We start from the raw sequence: 17,506 nt of genomic DNA on the forward strand, positions 1-17,506 counted from the left end.
GGGGTGGGTGCCGACCGTTGGTCGGCACGCCATGGCGCTCACCAGCGCGGGGTCTTGGTCAGCGGCGGTGCCTGGTGCTGGCGGTCGTAGGCACGCAGCTCGTCGCGGATGTGCGCGATGCGCTGGCGGCCCAGGGCATTGCGGCTGTCATCCAGCACCACGCCATCGAGCAGCTCGGCCATGCGCTGCACGGTCGGCAGCATCTTCTCCCAGGCATCAAGCGCGGTCAGCGGCGCCGGCAGGGTCAGGAAGAAGGCGATGGCCGGGGTTTCCATGGCACGGATGTTGGCCATGTCGAAGCTGCCCGGCTTCATGATGCTGGCCATCGAGAAGATCGGGCCGCGCTCGGGGTGGCCTTCCACCAGGCGGTGGAACACGTTCATGTGGCCGAATACCAGGCCGGTCTTCTCCGCCGCCACCACGATGTCTTCGCCGCGCAGCTGCTCGCCGGCACGGGCGGCCACGAACAGCGAGACGATCTTGTCGAAATCCTGGGTGGTGCGCTTGCCGACGTCGTTGGCCGCGCCCGGATCGGTGTCGGCCAGGCCAAGTTCGGCCTGCTCGCCTTCGCCGCCCATGCCCGGTTCGACGCGGCCCTCGGCCACCACGACGCCGTCCTCGCCCAGGACCGGTTCGCGGCGCTCGCCACTGGTCGGTTCCGCGTTTTCCACGCGGCGCCCCTGGGGCTTTTTCTTCGGACGGCCAAACAGGAAGATCGCGGCGATCAACAGCAGGCCGGCGGCCAGGATGCCGATGCGCAACAGTGCCGTGTCGGACATTCGATAGGTTCTCCGGCTAGTTCATTCAGGTAACTAGGATGGCACGTCAGGCCGCGCCCGCCAATCGCGCGGCTTCTTCCAGGTCCACGCTGACCAGGCGGCTGACGCCCGGCTCACGCATGGTCACGCCCGACAGCTGGTGCGCGGCCTCCATCGTCGCCTTGTTGTGGCTGACGAACAGGAACTGCACCTTCTCGCTCATTTCCTTGACCATGTTGGCCAGGCGGCCGACGTTGGCTTCGTCCAGCGGCGCGTCCACCTCGTCCAGCAGGCAGAACGGGGCGGGATTCAACTGGAAGATGGCGAACACCAGCGCCACCGCGGTCATCGCTTTCTCGCCGCCGGACAGCAGCGAGATGCTCGACACGCGCTTGCCCGGCGGGCGCGCCATGATGGTCACGCCCGTGTCGAGCAGGTCTTCACCGGTCAGTTCCAGGTAGGCGTGGCCGCCACCGAACAGGCGCGGATACAGGGCCTGGACGCCGGCGTTGACGCGGTCGAAGGTGTCCTTGAAGCGCCCGCGGGTCTCGCGATCGATCTTGCGGATGGCATCCTCAAGTGTTTCCAGCGCCGTGGTCAGGTCGGCGTGCTGCGAATCCAGGTAGTCCGAACGCTGCGAAGCCTCGCCGTACTCGTGGATGGCGGCCAGGTTGACCGGCTCCAGCCGGCGCATGCGTGCGTCGATCTGGTGCACGGCCTGCTCCCAGTCGCCCAGGCGGGCGTCCTCGGGTAGTGCATTGAGCACGTCCTGCAGCACGAAGCCGGCCTTTTCCACTGCCGCCTGCAGGGTGTCGGCGCTGAGCACCAAGGCCTGCTGGTCGAGCTTGCGCTGCGAAATGCGCTCGCGCTGGGCCAACGCCTGCTCGTCGCGCTGGTGGCGGGTCTGCTCGTAGTTGCGCAACTCGGCGTCGATGCCGTCCAGCAGCGTTCGCGCCTCGGTCAACACACGGTCGGCCCGCACGCGCTCTTCCAGCGCGTTCTGGTGTTCGGCCTGCAGCGATTCGACCGGCGAATCCCCTTCGTCCAGCTGCGAGTGCAGCTCGCCCAGCCGCGCGTCCAGCTGCCCGCGCTGGGTGCCCATGCGTTCCAGCGCCTGGCTCAACGAGGCCAGCTGCGCGCGCTGCGATTCCAGGGTCAGGGCCAGCGAATGCGCGCGCTCGCGTACCGCGCGGGCGGCATCGCGGGCCAGGTCGCGGGCCTCGGTCAACTGCCGACGTTCGCCCTCCAGCCGCTGCCGGGTCGATTCCAGGTCGCCCATGCTGCTGACCGCACTCTCCAGCCGCGAGCGCGCTTCCCGCGCCTGCTCGTTGTTGGCTTCCAGCGTTTCCTGCAACTGCTTCAGCTCGCCCTCGATGCGGTCGATGCGGGTGCGTGCCGCTTCCACCTTGCCCTGCTGGCCCTGCAGCTGGCCGGCCAGCTCGGACACCGCGCGGTGGGCCTGGTAGAGCGCGCGCTGCGCGTCCTCGCGCTGCTGCTCGGCCGCCTGCAGCTGCTCACGGAAACCGCTCAGCTGCTCTTCCAGCTCGGCCTCGCGGTCCTGCAGCTGCTCGATCTGCTCACGCAGTTCATTGATCTCACGCTCGCGCAGCAGCGCACCCTGCTCGGCGGCACCGGAGCGCGACACGCGCAGCCAGCCCTGGCCCAGCCGCTCGCCGCCCTGGGTGATGATCGAATCGCCTTCCGGCAGGCTGGCCTGCAGGGCCTTCGCCTCGGACAGGTCCTTCGCACCATGCAGGTGCGCCAGCAGCCGACGGATCGCCGCCGGGCCGCGCACGCGTGCCGCCAGCGAGGTCGGCGCCACCTTCAGTTCAGAAGCATCGTCGGCGACCAGCGCAATGTGGCCTTCGCCAAGTTCGCCCAGCGCGCCGACCAGGCTGGCCGGGTCATCGACCAGCACGCCTTCGATCAGCTGGCCGAGCGCACTTTCCACCGCGTTCTCCCAGCCGGCATCCACGTCCAGGCGTTCGCCGACGCGCGCCGCCGAATCCAGCCCGCGCGCCTTCAGCCAGGCCACGGCTGCACCCTGCTCCTGGCCCAGCGCGGCCTGCTGCAGGGTTTCCAGCGAGGCCAGGCGACCGCGCAGGCCGTTGGCCTGCTTGCGCAGTTCAGCCAGTTCGTTCTGGCCATTGCGCTGCTGTTCCTGCACTGCCGTCACGCCCTGCTTGCGCAGCTCGACGTCTTCACTCAATTCATCCAGTGCGGCCTTCTGCGTGTCGTGCTGCAGGTGCAGCTGCTCGAAGGCTTCTTCCAGCGCGTCCACGTCCAGGCCTGCGCGTTCGGCGGCCAGGGCCTCGCGACGCCGGTCGGCGTCGAGGATCTGCTTGTCCAGGTAGTCCACGCGCGTGCGCTCGACATCGCCGGCGCGCGAGGCTTCCGAACTCTGCGAGGTGTGCTGTTCCCAGCGCTGCTGCCAGCTGGCCAGCCGCTCTTCAGCCTCACGCAGGCTTTCCTGCTTGATCTCGTTTTCTTCCTGCAGTGCTTCCAGCTTCGGAGTGGCGGCCTCCACCGCCTCGCGCAGCACCCTCAGTTTGGCCTCGTCGCCGCTGATGTGCTGGCCCAGTTCAGCCAGCGCCTGCTGGGTTTCATCGCGCGCCTTGTGCAGGCGCTGCGACAGCTCGCGCTGGTGCTGGATCTGCTGTTCCAGGCGCGCCAGCGTACTGCCGACCTGGTAGACCGCAGCCTGCGCGGTGTTCAGCGCGTCGGCGGCCTCTTCGCGCCGCGCGCGCGAGGTCTCGATGCGCGCCTCGGCATCACGCTGGTCGGCGATCAGCTGCTGCAGCCTCGTCTCTTCCTGCGACAGGCCTTCGCGCAGCTTCGACAGGCGCCCGTCGAGGCCGCGGAATTCCAGCGCCTTCCACTCGGCATCCTTGACCCGGCGCTCTTCCTGCAGGGCCTGGTACTGCTCGGCCTGCTTGGCCTGGCGCTTGAGGTGCTCCAGCTGCTTGCTGATCTCGTCGCGCAGGTCGCCCAGCCGGTCCAGGTTCTCGCGGGTGTGGCGGATGCGGGTCTCGGTCTCCTTGCGGCGCTCCTTGTACTTGGAGATGCCGGCTGCCTCTTCCAGGTACACACGCAGGTCTTCCGGGCGCGCCTCGATGATCTGGCTGATCATGCCCTGCTCGATGATCGAGTAGCTGCGCGGGCCCAGGCCGGTGCCGAGGAACAGGTCGGTGATGTCGCGGCGGCGGCACTTGGTGCCGTTGAGGTAGTAGTTGCTGGTACCGTCGCGGCTGACCGTGCGCTTGACCGAGATTTCGTTGAACGCGGCGTACTCGCCGGAGATCGTGTGGTCGGAGTTGTCGAAGATCAGCTCGACCGTGGCCTGCGACACCGGCTTGCGGGCATTGGAACCGGAAAAGATCACGTCGGTCAGCGAGTCGCCGCGCAGGCGGCTGGCCGAGCTCTCGCCCATGACCCAGCGCACGGCGTCGATGATGTTCGACTTGCCGCAGCCATTGGGACCCACCACGCCGGTCATGTTGGTCGGCAGGTGCAGGGTGGTCGGATCGACGAACGACTTGAAGCCGGACAGCTTGATCGTGGAAAGACGCATAGGGGTTCCGGACTGGGGCCGGCAAGCGGCCTGCGTTTACCCTCCAAGTCATTGATCCTGTTGGGATCGATGCCCGTGGAACGGGTGTGACGCCCTGAGTATACCGATGTGGCCGTGTTCTACGAATGGGCGTGGAACATTGCCCGGCCCTGCCCCGCCGGCCGCACGTGGCCCGAGCTGGCGAAACGGAACCATAAAACAAAACGGGCACCCTTGCGGGCGCCCGTTCTGCGGTGATGCCAGGCCTTGCGGCGTGGAATCAGGCTTCGGCGACGACGACGACCTTGACGGTGGTCTCGACGTCGGCGTGCAGGTGGATCAGCACGTCGTACTCGCCGATGTTGCGGAAGGCGCCTTCGCCCAGGATGACTTCGCTCTTGCTGACCGGCAGGCCGGCAGCGGTGAAGGCATCGGCGATTTCACGGGCGCCGACCGAGCCGTACAGCTTGCCTTCGGTCGAAGCGTTGGCCGGGATGGTCACGCTCGCGCCGTCCAGCTTGGCCTTGCGGGCGTCAGCTTCGGCGTGGATGGCCTGGGCCTTGGCTTCGTATTCGGCGCGCTTGGCTTCGAACTCGGCCTTGTTGCTCTCGGTGGCCGGCACGGCCTTGCCCTGCGGCACGAGGAAGTTACGGCCGTAGCCCGGCTTCACGTCGACCAGGTCGCCCAGGTTGCCGAGGTTGGTGACTTTCTGCAGGAGGATCAGCTGCATGGTATTGCTCCAGATGAGTTATTCGTTAGCGAGGCGATGCCCCGCAACAAAGGCTGTCCGAATAGCTGGCACAGCGGGGGCGGCACCGGGCCGCCCCGCCGGCATCAGACGTCGTGGTTGTCGGTGTACGGGATCAGGGCCAGGAAGCGAGCGCGCTTGACGGCGGTCGCCAGCTGGCGCTGGTACTTCGACTTGGTACCGGTGACGCGGCTCGGCACGATCTTGCCGTTCTCGGTCAGGTACTGGCGCAGGGTGTTGAGATCCTTGTAGTCGATCTCCTTCACACCTTCAGCCGTGAACTTGCAGAACTTGCGGCGACGGAAGAACTTGGACATGGGAAGGCTCCTTAGGCGGCGGAAGCGGCGTCGTCGCCGGCTTCGTTGTCAGCGGTGGTGGTGGACTCGCCTTCTTCGTCGTCACGACGACGGCGCTCACCGCGCTCCGGCTTGTCACCCTTCTCGTCCTTGCTCTTCATGATCAGCGACTGCTCGGTGTCAGCCTCGTCACGCTTGATGACCAGGTTGCGCAGCACGGCGTCGTTGAAGCGGAAGCTCTCGGTCAGTTCGTTCAGAACGGCCTGGTCGGCTTCGATGTTCATCAGCACGTAGTGGGCCTTCACCAGGTTCTGGATCGGGTACGCCAGCTGGCGGCGGCCCCAGTCTTCCAGGCGGTGGATGGTGCCGTTGCCGTTCTCGACCAGCGACTTGTAGCGCTCGATCATGGCCGGGACCTGCTCGCTCTGGTCCGGGTGGACCATGAACACGATTTCGTAATGACGACTCATGTTTTTTCTACCTTTCGGATGTGGCCTTTCGGCCGGACAGCCCCCCGCCGTTGAGACCGCGGTGGGGCAAGGATTCCCGCCAGGAAGGCAGGAAGCCGCGCATTATGGCGCAGATGGGGATGGCGGGCAACCGGGGGCACCCGACCTTCTGAACCGGGGTGCCCTGCCCCGGTGCCGATCAAGGTCGGCACCCACCAGGCGGGTAGCGCCGGGCCATGTCCGGCGGGCGCCAAAGCCGCGCGTCAGGCCTTGTCGGCGTCGGTGGTGAAGCTCTCGCCGCAGCCGCACTCGGCGGTGGCGTTCGGGTTGCTGAACGTGAAGGTCTCGCTCAGCCCATGCTTGCCGAAGTCGATCACGGTGCCGTCCACCAGCGCCAGGCTCTTGGCGTCGACATAGATCTTCACGCCGTCCTGGTCGAACACGGTATCGCCCTCGCGCTCGTCTCGGGCCAGGTCGGTCACGTGGCCCCAACCGGAGCAGCCGGTCCTGGTCACGCCGAAACGCAGGCCCAGCGCGCCGGGGGTCTGGGCGACAAAGCGCTGCACGCGCTCGAAGGCAATGGGGGTCAGGCTGACGGCCATGGGGCTACTCCAGAGGTACGGGAACATTATAAGGAGCCGTTGCCGCGAAAAATGCCTCGCAAGCAGAACGCTGCAACCGGTAAACTCCCGTGTTCACAGATCGAGTCGATCAGCAGAGGATTCAAGTCATGACGGTGGTCAGCGTTGAACATGCGCTTGCCGGGAAGATCCCGGAAGGCGGCGAAGTCACGGTACGCGGATGGGTGCGCACGGTGCGCGGTTCAGCGAATCTGGCCTTCGTGAATGTGAGCGACGGCTCCTGCTTCGCCCCGATCCAGATCGTGGCCAACGACACCCTGGCCAACTTCGACGAGATCAAGCGCCTGACCAGCGGCTGCTCGGTCATCGGCACCGGCACCCTGGTGAAGTCGCAGGGCAAGGGCCAGTCGTTCGAGATCCAGGCCAGCGCACTGGACGTGGTCGGCTGGGTCGAAGACCCGCTCACCTACCCGATCCAGCCCAAGCCGATGTCGCCGGAGTTCCTGCGCGAAGTGGCGCACCTGCGCCCGCGCACCAACCTGTTCGGCGCAGTCACCCGCATCCGCAACTGCCTGGCCCAGGCCGTGCACCGCTTCTTCCACGAGAACGGCTTCAACTGGATCAGCACCCCGATCATCACCACCTCCGATGCCGAAGGCGCCGGCCAGATGTTCCGCGTGTCCACCCTGGACATGGTGAACCTGCCACGTGACGAGAAGGGCGCGATCGACTTCAGCCGCGACTTCTTCGGCAAGGAAACGTTCCTGACCGTGTCCGGCCAGCTGAACGTCGAGGCGTACTGCCTGGCGCTGAGCAAGGTCTACACCTTCGGCCCGACCTTCCGCGCCGAGAACAGCCACACCACCCGCCATCTGGCGGAGTTCTGGATGATCGAGCCGGAAATCGCCTTCGCCGACCTGGCCGAAGACGCACGCCTGGCCGAAGAGTTCCTGAAGTACCTGTTCCGCGCCGTGCTGAACGAGCGCAGCGACGACCTGGCCTTCATCGCCGAGCGCGTGGACAAGAACGCGATCACCAAGCTGGAAGATTTCATCAACGCACCGTTCGAGCGCATCGACTACACCGATGCGGTCAGCCTGCTGCAGAAGTCCGGCAGGAAGTTCGACTTCCCGGTGGAATGGGGCCTGGACCTGCAGACCGAGCACGAGCGCTGGCTGACCGAGGAGCATGTCGGCCGTCCGGTGGTGGTGACCAACTATCCGGAGCACATCAAGGCCTTCTACATGCGCCTGAACGACGACGGCAAGACCGTTGCCGCGATGGATGTGCTGGCCCCGGGCATCGGCGAGATCATCGGTGGCAGCCAGCGTGAGGAGCGCCTCGACGTGCTGGACGCGCGCATGGCCCAGTTCGGCCTGGATCGTGAGCACTACAGCTGGTACCGCGACTTCCGCCGCTATGGCTCGGTGCCTCACGCCGGCTTCGGCCTGGGCTTCGAACGCCTGGTGGTGTACGTCTGCGGGCTGTCCAACATCCGCGATGCGATCCCCTACCCGCGCGCCCCGGGCAGTGCGGACTTCTAAGGCCCACACGTCCACGGAGGTACGGCTCCCATGACCCTGTTCTTCGCCCTGTGTTTCGTCGGCGTTGCAGTGGCCGGGTTCAGTGCCTTCGTGATCTTCTGGCCGCTGACCCTGGTGCACGTCCGCGACCGCCATCCGGCGCTCGCCGAGCGCTTCGGCAGCGGCGCCTTCCTCAAGCCCGATGCCCTGGCCTGGCTGTTGCGCCGCGACTATCGCCAGCAGCCGGACCGCTCGCTGTCCGGGCTGGCGACGCCGGCCTGGGTATCGCTGCTGACCCTGCTGGCCGGACTGGGCATGGCCGCCCTGCTCTGGCTGGCCTCGCTCTGGTAACCCCCATGAATGACATTTCCGCCTCGCGCGACAGCTGGTGGCTGGCCAGCCTCGGCAACACCCTGATCTGGGCGCGCCTGCGCGTTCGCCCGGCCGGCACCGCTGAGGTGCTCGACAGCGACGGCAATACGCTGAGCTATGACAGCGAAGACACCGCCCGTTCGCAGCTGTTCGACGCCGAATTCGTCGAGTATGACGGTCTGGACGAGGAAGACGCGCTGGTGCGCGGCTTCAGCCTGCACGAAGTGCAGCCGCCGCAGGCCGACAACGACGAAGGCCTGCGCGGCCGCATGATCCAGTCGCTGGGCGCGCGCGCCTGATCCAGGCATGTTCACTCCACGCGCCTTCGCCGAGACCGACCTGCTCTGGCTGGACCGCCTGCTGGCGCGTGATCCATTCGTCACTGTGCTCACCCCCGGCAGCGATGGCCTGCCGGAGCTGACCCGGATGCCGGTGCTGTACCGGCGCGAGGGCGAGCGCATCGAGCTGCGCGGGCACTGGGCCCGCGCCAACCCGCAGTCGCGCCACGGCGGTGCGGCCAAGGTGCTGGTCGACGGACCACACGGCTACGTCTCGGCCAGCTGGTATCCGGACAAGGAGCCTGCCGCGCGGGTGCCGACCTGGAACTACGCCGCCGCCGAGCTGCGTGGCCAGTTGCACACCTTCGACGACACCGATGCGCTGGCCGGGCTGGTCGGCACGATCAGCGACCACTTCGAAGCCAGCGTCGGCCAGGCCTGGCAGTTCGATGCCACGCGTGCCGAACATGGCCCGGAACTGCGTGCCATCGTCGGCTTCCGTTTCCAGGTCGAACACGTGCAGCTGAAGCTGAAGCTGAGCCAGAACCATCCCGACGCCAACCAGCGCGCCGTGATCGCCGAACTGGAACAGCTGGGCACCCCTTCCTCCACCGAGTTGGCGCAGTGGATGCGCTGGCACCGCGAACAGGCCGCCCGCAGCGGCTGAACACCCCCGATTCCCGCGACGTCGCAGCTGGATGGCTGCGGTGCGCCCCACCCGACGCCAGGGACCCGAACATGAAAGACATCCACAAGCTGCTGCAGAACAACCGCGACTGGGCCGACCGCATCGAGAAGGAGGACCCCGACTTCTTCCACCAGCTGGCCAAGCAGCAGCATCCCGAGTACCTGTGGATCGGCTGCTCCGATTCGCGCGTGCCGGCCAACCAGATCATCGGCATGGCGCCGGGCGAAGTGTTCGTGCACCGCAACGTCGCCAACGTGGTCGCCCACACCGACCTTAACTGCCTGAGCGTGGTGCAGTACGCGGTGGACCAGCTGAAGGTCAAGCACATCCTGATCGTCGGCCACTACGGCTGCGGCGGCGTGCATGCCTGCCTGCACAACACCCGCGTCGGCCTGGCCGACAACTGGCTGCGCCATGTCGGTGACGTGGTGCAGAAGCACCAGGGCATCCTCGACGCCATCGAAGACGACGAACTCAAGCACGCCCGGCTGTGCGAGCTGAACGTGATCGAGCAGGTCGCCAACCTCTGCCGCTCGACCATCGTGCTGGATGCCTGGGCCCGCGGCCAGAAGCTGATGGTGCACGGCTGGGTCTACAGCCTGAAAGACGGACGCGTGCGTGAAATGGGCATCGACGTCGGTTCGCTGGAAGAGCTGCAGCCAGCGTATGAAAAAGCGCTGTCCTTCGTGCCGCGCAAGGGCCGTCGCGACTGATCCCCACACGGATGACCACCATGCTCGCTCCACCGATCAACCTGCACGCCTGGATCGAAGAGAACCGCCACCTGCTGAAGCCGCCGGTGGGCAACAAGATGATCGACAACGGCGATTTCATCGTGATGGTGGTCGGCGGGCCGAACTCGCGTACCGACTACCACTACGACGAAGGCCCCGAGTGGTTCTACCAGCTCGAAGGCGAGATGGTGCTGAAGGTGCAGGAGGACGGCGCGGTACGCGACATTCCGATCCGCGCCGGCGAGATCTTCCTGTTGCCGGCGAAGGTGCCGCACTCGCCGCGGCGCCCGCCCGGGGGCATCGGCCTGGTGGTCGAGCGCAAGCGGCTGCCGCATGAGATGGACGGCGTGATCTGGCACTGCGAGCGCTGCAACCACAAGCTGCACGAAGAGTATTTCCCGCTGCAGAACATCGAAACCGACCTGCCCAAGGTGTTTGCGCGCTACCACGCCAGCCTGGAACTGCGTACCTGCAGCCAGTGCGGGCACGTGGACCCGCTGCCGGTGCCCGCGGCGGGTTGAAAGGCCGGTGGGCATGGCGATTGCTGTTACCTCCGCCGGGCATGGCCCGGCGCTACCGATGCGCGTGATCCCCAGGTAGCGCCGGGCCATGCCCGGCGAGCGCGCCGCGCGGCATCACGCCGGCCCCAGGCGCTACACTGGCGGTCCCGTTGCAGCCTGTTGCCCGACCATGTCCGACCTGCTCAGCCGCACCCACGCCATCGCCCTGGACGCCGCCGATCCGCTGCGCCCGCTGCGTGGCGAATTCCTGATTCCGCGCCATGGAGGCGGCGAGCAGACCTACTTCGTCGGCAACTCGCTGGGCCTGCAGCCGCGCGGTGCGCAGGCAGCGGTGCAGGAAGTGATGAAACAATGGGGCGAACTGGCGGTGGAAGGCCACTTCACCGGCCCGACGCAGTGGCTGTCCTACCACCGCCTGGTGAGCGCGCAGCTGGCCCGCGTGGTCGGCGCGCTGCCCAGCGAGGTGGTAGCGATGAACACGCTGAGCGTGAACCTGCACCTGATGATGGTCAGCTTCTACCGGCCGACCACGCAGCGCCCGGTGATCCTGATGGAAGCCGGCGCATTCCCGACCGACCGCCACGCGGTGGAAGCTCAGATCCGCTTCCATGGTTTCGACCCGGCCGAGTGTCTGGTGGAAGTGCAGCCGGACGAAGCCAACGGCACGATTTCGCTGGCCGCGATCGAACGCGCCATCGCCGAGCACGGCCCGCGCCTGGCGCTGGTGCTGTGGCCCGGCGTGCAGTACCGCACCGGCCAGGCCTTCGACCTCGATGCGATCACCCGCGCCGCACGCCTGCAGGGCGCACGCATCGGCTTCGACCTGGCGCACTCGGTTGGCAACCTGCCGCTGCGCCTGCATGAGGTGGCGCCCGATTTCGCCGTGTGGTGCCACTACAAATACCTCAACAGCGGCCCGGGCGCGGTGGCCGGCGCGTTCGTGCACGAGCGCCACCATCGCGACACCACCTTGCCGCGCTTTGCCGGCTGGTGGGGCCATGAGGAATCGACCCGCTTCCAGATGGCGCCCCAGTTCACCCCCGCCATCGGTGCCGAAGGCTGGCAGTTGAGCAATCCGCCGATCCTCGGCCTGGCACCACTGCGTGCCTCGCTGGACCTGTTCGAGCGTGCCGGCATGGAGGCGCTGCGCAGCAAATCGCTGGCGCTGACCGGCCTGCTCGAAGCACTGGTCCGCGCACGCCTGCCGCAGGTGCTGGACATCATTACCCCGGCCGATCCGCAGCGCCGCGGCTGCCAGTTGTCGCTGCGCGTGATCGGTGGCCGCGAGCGTGGCCGTGCACTGTTCGAGCACCTGCGCGGCATCGGCGTGCTCGGCGACTGGCGCGAGCCTGACGTGATCCGCATCTCGCCCACCCCGCTCTACAACCGCTACCTGGACGTGCACCATTTCGTCGAGGAAGTGGAAGCCTGGGCCGGCCTGTAAGCCGACCCCTCCCCTGCTGCTGGACAGTTCGTTGATCGCACACGCCTCCCGCTCGTTGAGCATTATCGGTGCCGGCCTTGCCGGGTCCCTGCTGGCCATCCTGCTGTCACGGCAAGGCTGGCGCATCACCCTGTACGAACGCCGTGGCGATCCCCGCATTGCCGACTACGAGAGCGGTCGTTCGATCAACCTGGCGTTGGCCGAGCGCGGGCGCAATGCACTGCGCCAGGCCGGCGTGGAAGACGAGGTGATGGCGCGCGCGGTGATGATGCGCGGGCGCATGGTGCATCCACGCGACGGCGAACCGCAGCTGCAGCGCTATGGCCGCGACGACAGCGAGGTGATCTGGTCGATCCATCGCAGCGATCTGAACACCACGCTGCTGGAACTGGCCGAACAGGCCGGTGCCACCGTGCACTTCCATCGCCGCCTGCACACCGTGGATTTCGACGCGGGCTACGCGCGTTTCATCGATGACCGTGACGACAGCCCGCACGACATCCGCTTTGACACCCTGATCGGTGCCGACGGCGCGGGCTCGGCACTGCGCGCGGCGATGAACCGTCGTGCGCCGCTGGGCGAGGACATCGCCTTCCTTGACCATTCGTACAAGGAACTGGAGATCCCGCCGGCCGCCGACGGCGGCTTCCGCATCGAGCGCAATGCGCTGCACATCTGGCCGCGCGGCCACTACATGTGCATCGCGTTGCCCAACCACGAAGGCACTTTCACGGTCACCCTGTTCCTGCCCAACCAGGGCGATCCCAGCTTTGCCACGGTCAACACCGGCGCGCAGGCCGAGGCGCTGTTCGCGCGCGAGTTCGCCGACACCCTGCCGCTGATTCCCAACCTGCGCAAGGACTGGGAACAACACCCGCCGGGCCTGCTCGGCACGCTCACCCTGGAACGTTGGCATCAGCAGGGCCGCGCCGTGCTGATCGGTGACGCCGCGCATGCGATGGTGCCGTTCCACGGCCAGGGCATGAACTGCGCATTCGAGGACTGCGTTGCACTGGCCCGCCAGCTGATGGAGGCCGATGACCTGGAAAGCGCGTTCGCCGCGTTCGAAGCCGAGCGCAAACCGAATGCACGTGCCATCCAGCAGATGGCGCTTGAGAACTACCTGGAGATGCGCGACCGCGTGGCCGACCCTGCATTCCTGCTGCAACGCGAGCTGGAGCAGGAACTGCAGCGGCGCTGGCCGACCCGCTTCGTGCCGCATTACACGATGGTCACCTTCCTGCACACGCCCTACGCCGAGGCGCTGCGCCGCACCGAACTGCAGCGCGACCTGCTGGTTGCAGCCACCGCCGGTCACGATTCACTGGACAACATCGACTGGGCCGCACTGGAAGCGCAGGTCCACGCGCAGTTGCCGGTCCTGGAGGGCGCGCACTGATGGCAGACAGCTTCCTGTTCTACGACCTGGAAACCTTCGGCCAGGACCCGCGGCGCACGCGCATCTCGCAGTTCGCCGCGATCCGCACCGATGCCGACCTCAACGAGATCGACACGCCGGTCAGCTTCTTCGTGCGCCCGGCAGACGACCTGCTGCCCTCGCCGATGGCCACCCTGGTCACCGGCATCACCCCGCAGCAGGCCCTGGCCGAGGGCATCAGCGAGGCCGAAGCCTTCGACCGGATCAACGAGCAGCTGTCGCGCCCCGGCACCTGCGCACTTGGCTACAACACCCTGCGCTTCGACGATGAGTTCGTCCGCTACGGGTTGTTCCGCAACTTCCACGATCCCTACGAGCGCGAGTGGCGCAATGGCAATTCGCGCTGGGACCTGCTGGACATGCTGCGGCTGATGCGCGCGATGCGCCCGGACGGCATCCGGTGGCCGCTGCGCGAAGACGGCGCCACCTCGTTCAAGCTCGAGCACCTGGCCGAGGCCAACAACGTGCGCGAAGGCGATGCGCACGAAGCGCTGTCAGACGTGCGCGCCACCATCGGCATGGCTCGGCTGTTCAAGCAGTCGCAGCCGCGCCTGTGGGAGTACGCACTGAAGCTGCGCGACAAGCGCTTCGTCGGCGGCCTGCTGGACGTGGCCGCGATGAAGCCGGTCCTGCACATTTCCATGCGCTACCCTGCCAGCCGCCTTTGCGCCGCACCGGTTCTGCCCTTGGCCGTACACCCGACCATCAACAACCGGGTGATCGTGTTCGACCTGGAAGGCGAGATCGACGACCTGCTGGAGCTGCCGGCCGAGGTGATCGCACAGCGCCTGTACATGCGGGCCAGCGAGCTGCCCGAAGGCGTGACACGCGTACCGCTGAAGGAAGTACACCTGAACAAGGTGCCGGCACTGATCGCATGGAACCACCTGCGCGCCGACGATCATGCGCGCCTCGGCCTGGACGTGGCCGCGATCGAGGCCAAGGTGGAACGGCTGCGCGCGTTCGCTCCACAGCTGGCCGAGAAGGCACGCCAGGTCTACAACCAGCCCCGCGTCGCGACCGTGGCCGATGTCGATGCCTCGCTGTACGACGGATTCCTCGGCAACGGCGACAAGCCGCTGCTCGCGCTGGCACGCACCACCGCGCCGGAGCAGCTGGCCGCGCTGGAAGGCCGCTTCCGCGACCCGCGCCTGCCAGAGTTGCTGTTCCGCTACCGCGCACGCAACCATCCCGGCAGCCTCGCGCCGGCTGAACACCAGCGTTGGCAGGATTACCGCCGCCAGCGCCTGCTCGGCGACGGCGGCCTGGGCGAACTCAACCTGCCCCAGTACCAGCAACAGCTTGATGCACTGGCCGCCGAAGCGCCCGGCGACGCGCGGCGCCAGGCCCTGCTGCAATCGTTGCGCGACTGGGGCCAGCACCTGCAGGAGACGCTGTGAGCACCTATTTCTCGGACGCCAGTTTCAGGTTCCTGCGCAGCCTGGCGCGGCACAACGACAAGACCTGGTTCAACGACCACCGCCAGCAGTATGAAGACCACGTCCGGCAGCCGTTCCTGCGCCTGCTGGGCGACCTGCAGCCGGCACTGGCCGAGGTCAGCGAGCACTTCCGCGCCGATACCCGCGGCGTCGGTGGCTCGCTGTTCCGCATCCACCGTGACGCGCGCTTTTCCAACGACAAGTCACCGTACAAGACCTGGCAGGGTGCGCGCCTGTTCCATGAGCGCCGCCGAGAGGTGGCCGCGCCGTCCTTCTATGTGCACCTGCAACCCGGCGAGAGCTTCGTCGGCGCCGGCCTGTGGCATCCGGAACCGGAAACCCAGCGCCGCGTGCGCCATTTCATCCTCGACAACCCGGGCAGCTGGAAGGCCGCCGCGCACGCGCCGGCCCTGCGCAAGCGCTTCGATTTCGAGGAGAGCGAGAAGCTGGTGCGCCCCCCTCGTGGCTTCCCGGCCGACTTCGAGTTCATCGACGACCTCAAGCACCGCAACTGGGTGATGTGGCGCTCGCTGGACGACGCCACGATGACCGGCCCACGCCTGCTGTCCACGCTGGGCAAGGACCTGGCCGCGCTCGGCCCGTTCGTCGACTACCTGTGCGCTGCGCTGGACCTGGAATTCTGATGTCGCAGAATCTTCCGCTGGCCCGCCAGCGGCGCGTGCTCGGCCGCACCGGCCTGGCCGTTTCACCGATCGGATTGGGCTGCTCCGGCTTCTGGGGTCATCGCCGCTTCCCCGAGCATGAGGCGGCTGCCGTGGTCGAACATGCGCTTGCCCACGGGGTGAACCTGCTCGATACCGGTCACAACTATTCCGGCTTCCATGCCGAGCCGCGCCTGGGCCGCATCCTGCGCCCGTTGCTGAAGCAGTACCCGCGCGATTCACTGGTGATCTCAAGCAAGGGCGGCACGCTGACCGGCCAGGCCGGCATCAGCGGCGCCGAGCAACGCAACTTCTCGCCCGCGGCCATCACCGCCAGCTGCGAGGCGTCGCTGCGCAACCTCGGCCTGGACCATCTTGATGTCTACCAGCTGCATGGCGCCAGCGAACACGACATCAGTGACGACCTGCTGGCGGCACTGCAGCGCCTGCGCGAACGTGGGTTGATCCGGTACACCGGCATCAACACCCACTCGGCCTCGACCCTGCGCTGGATGATCGCCCATCCGGACGCCTTCGATGTGGTACTGCTGGACTACAACGCCCTGCAGCAGGACCGGGAACCGCTTATCGATCGGCTGCAGGCAGTGGGCATCGGCGTGCTGGCCGGCACCGTGCTGGCGCAAGGACACCTGCTGCCCGCGCGTGCGCGCCTGCCACGGCTGGCCGATGGCTGGTATCTGGCGCGCGCGTGGCTGAAGCCCAGCAGCCGCCAGCTGATGCGCAGTGCTCGCCAGATGCGGCGCGCGGTGGCCACGATCCACAGCCAGCGCCCGGCCCAGACCACCTTCGCCTATGCGCTGGGCCATCCCGGCGTTGCCAGCGGCATCCTCGGCACCACCCGCACCCGCAGCCTGGACGAAGTGCTGGCGACGCGGCTGGAGGCGCTGACTCCGGCGGAACGCCAACGGCTGGTCGATGCCTTCGGTGATGGCCGTGGTTCGCCCAGTCAGTGAGTCTTCACCCGGCACTGCCGCCGTTGCGGCAGTCTGTCCGGCATGAAGAAGCTCACCGCACTGCTTGTGCTGCTGGTCCTGGCCTTTGCGGCCTGGTGGTTCGGCGGCCCGTACCTGACCGTCAATGGCCTGTCCAAGGCCATCGAGCAGCGCGACACTGCGCGCCTGGAGCGCTACGTCGATTTCCCGCGCGTGCGCAGCAGCCTGCGCGCGCAGCTCAATGACTACCTGGTACGCCAGGCTGGCCCAGACGTGGCGGCCAGCCCGTTCGGTGCCCTCCTCTACGGCCTCGGCGACCAGCTCGGGGGGGCCGCGGTGGAAACCATGGTGACCCCGACCGGGATCGGCGCGATGCTGCAGGGCCACGTGCTGTGGAAGCGTGGCCGCAATGAACTGCAGGGTGGCGACGCCTTCGGCGCAACTGAACCGGCGCGGCCGTTGAAGAATGCCGAACATCATTTCGAAGCGCTGGACCGCTTCGTGATCGATGTGGATCGCGGCCCCGGCCAGCCACCGATGAAGGTGGTGCTGGAGCCGCAGGGCCTGCGCTGGAAAGTGGTGGACCTGCAGCTGGGGATGTCGGGCAGCCCTTAGCCCCATGCCGCTGCGCTCGCCGGGCATGGCCCGGCGCTGCCGCCTTGTACCCCGCTCTGGTAGACGCCCACCTTGGTGGGCGCGGCTGCGCCGCGATGCCAACCAGGGTTGGCAGCTACCGGGCTCAGCCTTCGTTGGCGACGCCGTGCGGTACGTGGCCGGCGGCTACATGCTCGCGGGCGCTGTCGATGTTGTGCTGCGAATCATCGAAGAAGATGTCGGCACCGAAGGCCTGCAGGAACGGTCCCTTGTGCCGGCCGCCGAGGAACAGCGCTTCGTCCAGGCGCACGCCCCATTCCCGCAGGGTACGGATCACCCGCTCGTGCGCCGGGGCCGACCGCGCGGTCACCAGTGCGGTACGGATCGGCGCGCTGTCGCCAGCCGGGAACACTTCCTGCAGCGTGTGCAGGGCCGACAGGAAGCCGCGGAAGGGGCCGCCACTGAGTGGCTCCCGGGG

At 67.4% G+C, this 17,506-nt stretch carries 19 protein-coding genes; 12 read left to right on the forward strand and 7 right to left on the reverse strand.

Going from position 1 to position 17,506, the window contains the following annotated elements:
• Window positions 1-38: 38 nt before the first annotated feature.
• The 6 genes from zipA to HMPREF3114_RS03510 all read right to left on the reverse strand — a co-directional run bounded on the left by zipA (window position 39) and on the right by HMPREF3114_RS03510 (window position 6,403).
• A complete protein-coding gene (gene zipA, locus HMPREF3114_RS03485) occupies window positions 39-779 on the reverse strand; it encodes a cell division protein ZipA (protein WP_053500863.1) in 741 nt (246 codons plus the stop codon).
• A 46-nt stretch (window positions 780-825) separates the two neighbouring features.
• A complete protein-coding gene (gene smc, locus HMPREF3114_RS03490) occupies window positions 826-4,329 on the reverse strand; it encodes a chromosome segregation protein SMC (RefSeq protein WP_070489079.1) in 3,504 nt (1,167 codons plus the stop codon).
• Between the two features lie 259 nt (window positions 4,330-4,588).
• Window positions 4,589-5,038: a 50S ribosomal protein L9 gene (gene rplI, locus HMPREF3114_RS03495; RefSeq protein ID WP_043398478.1), complete on the reverse strand. Its 450-nt coding sequence runs from the start codon at window positions 5,036-5,038 to the stop codon at window positions 4,589-4,591.
• Window positions 5,039-5,142: 104 nt separating this feature from the next.
• A complete protein-coding gene (rpsR, locus tag HMPREF3114_RS03500; protein ID WP_002804494.1) occupies window positions 5,143-5,373 on the reverse strand; it encodes a 30S ribosomal protein S18 in 231 nt (76 codons plus the stop codon).
• 11 nt (window positions 5,374-5,384) lie between these two features.
• The gene (gene rpsF, locus HMPREF3114_RS03505; protein ID WP_006452997.1) at window positions 5,385-5,822 is read right to left on the reverse strand and encodes a 30S ribosomal protein S6; all 438 of its coding nucleotides are present in this window, start codon (window positions 5,820-5,822) and stop codon (window positions 5,385-5,387) included.
• A 242-nt stretch (window positions 5,823-6,064) separates the two neighbouring features.
• On the reverse strand, window positions 6,065-6,403 hold the full coding sequence (locus tag HMPREF3114_RS03510; RefSeq protein ID WP_005417401.1) for a HesB/IscA family protein: 339 nt from the start codon (window positions 6,401-6,403) through the stop codon (window positions 6,065-6,067).
• Window positions 6,404-6,531: 128 nt separating this feature from the next.
• On the opposite strand from HMPREF3114_RS03510, the gene asnS reads away from it, so the two are divergent.
• The 12 genes from asnS to HMPREF3114_RS03570 all read left to right on the forward strand — a co-directional run bounded on the left by asnS (window position 6,532) and on the right by HMPREF3114_RS03570 (window position 17,049).
• A complete protein-coding gene (gene asnS, locus HMPREF3114_RS03515) occupies window positions 6,532-7,926 on the forward strand; it encodes an asparagine--tRNA ligase (RefSeq protein WP_005417402.1) in 1,395 nt (464 codons plus the stop codon).
• 30 nt (window positions 7,927-7,956) lie between these two features.
• Complete coding sequence (locus tag HMPREF3114_RS03520; protein WP_005417403.1) at window positions 7,957-8,256, forward strand: hypothetical protein; 300 nt, start codon at window positions 7,957-7,959, stop codon at window positions 8,254-8,256.
• 5 nt (window positions 8,257-8,261) lie between these two features.
• Entirely contained in the window at window positions 8,262-8,576 is a 315-nt protein-coding gene (locus HMPREF3114_RS03525) for a hypothetical protein (RefSeq protein ID WP_005417404.1), read from the forward strand.
• 7 nt (window positions 8,577-8,583) lie between these two features.
• A complete protein-coding gene (locus HMPREF3114_RS03530) occupies window positions 8,584-9,222 on the forward strand; it encodes an FMN-binding negative transcriptional regulator (protein ID WP_053500867.1) in 639 nt (212 codons plus the stop codon).
• A 71-nt stretch (window positions 9,223-9,293) separates the two neighbouring features.
• Window positions 9,294-9,956 (forward strand): carbonate dehydratase, encoded by a 663-nt coding sequence (gene can / locus HMPREF3114_RS03535; RefSeq protein WP_005417406.1) that lies wholly within the window; start codon window positions 9,294-9,296, stop codon window positions 9,954-9,956.
• 20 nt (window positions 9,957-9,976) lie between these two features.
• Window positions 9,977-10,498 (forward strand): 3-hydroxyanthranilate 3,4-dioxygenase, encoded by a 522-nt coding sequence (locus HMPREF3114_RS03540; protein WP_049439577.1) that lies wholly within the window; start codon window positions 9,977-9,979, stop codon window positions 10,496-10,498.
• Window positions 10,499-10,667: 169 nt separating this feature from the next.
• Entirely contained in the window at window positions 10,668-11,942 is a 1,275-nt protein-coding gene (kynU, locus tag HMPREF3114_RS03545; protein ID WP_005417408.1) for a kynureninase, read from the forward strand.
• 31 nt (window positions 11,943-11,973) lie between these two features.
• Window positions 11,974-13,341: an FAD-dependent oxidoreductase gene (locus HMPREF3114_RS03550; RefSeq protein WP_053500712.1), complete on the forward strand. Its 1,368-nt coding sequence runs from the start codon at window positions 11,974-11,976 to the stop codon at window positions 13,339-13,341.
• The gene (gene sbcB / locus HMPREF3114_RS03555) at window positions 13,341-14,780 is read left to right on the forward strand and encodes an exodeoxyribonuclease I (protein ID WP_005417410.1); all 1,440 of its coding nucleotides are present in this window, start codon (window positions 13,341-13,343) and stop codon (window positions 14,778-14,780) included. Before HMPREF3114_RS03550 ends, sbcB begins: the two co-directional genes overlap by 1 nt.
• On the forward strand, window positions 14,777-15,463 hold the full coding sequence (locus tag HMPREF3114_RS03560) for a DUF2461 domain-containing protein (protein WP_070489082.1): 687 nt from the start codon (window positions 14,777-14,779) through the stop codon (window positions 15,461-15,463). The genes sbcB and HMPREF3114_RS03560 overlap by 4 nt, the downstream gene beginning before the upstream one ends.
• Window positions 15,463-16,455, forward strand: a complete 993-nt coding sequence (locus tag HMPREF3114_RS03565; RefSeq protein WP_053500719.1) for an aldo/keto reductase — start codon at window positions 15,463-15,465, stop codon at window positions 16,453-16,455. The genes HMPREF3114_RS03560 and HMPREF3114_RS03565 overlap by 1 nt, the downstream gene beginning before the upstream one ends.
• A 42-nt stretch (window positions 16,456-16,497) precedes the next feature.
• Window positions 16,498-17,049: a DUF2939 domain-containing protein gene (locus HMPREF3114_RS03570; protein ID WP_070489086.1), complete on the forward strand. Its 552-nt coding sequence runs from the start codon at window positions 16,498-16,500 to the stop codon at window positions 17,047-17,049.
• A 124-nt stretch (window positions 17,050-17,173) separates the two neighbouring features.
• Here HMPREF3114_RS03570 and HMPREF3114_RS21340 read toward each other — a convergent pair.
• On the reverse strand, window positions 17,174-17,506 hold a 333-nt coding region (locus HMPREF3114_RS21340), incomplete at its 5' end, for a 5'-nucleotidase (protein ID WP_256337624.1).

This window comes from Stenotrophomonas sp. HMSC10F07 (genome assembly GCF_001807895.1).
Taxonomy (GTDB): Bacteria; Pseudomonadota; Gammaproteobacteria; order Xanthomonadales; family Xanthomonadaceae; genus Stenotrophomonas; species Stenotrophomonas sepilia.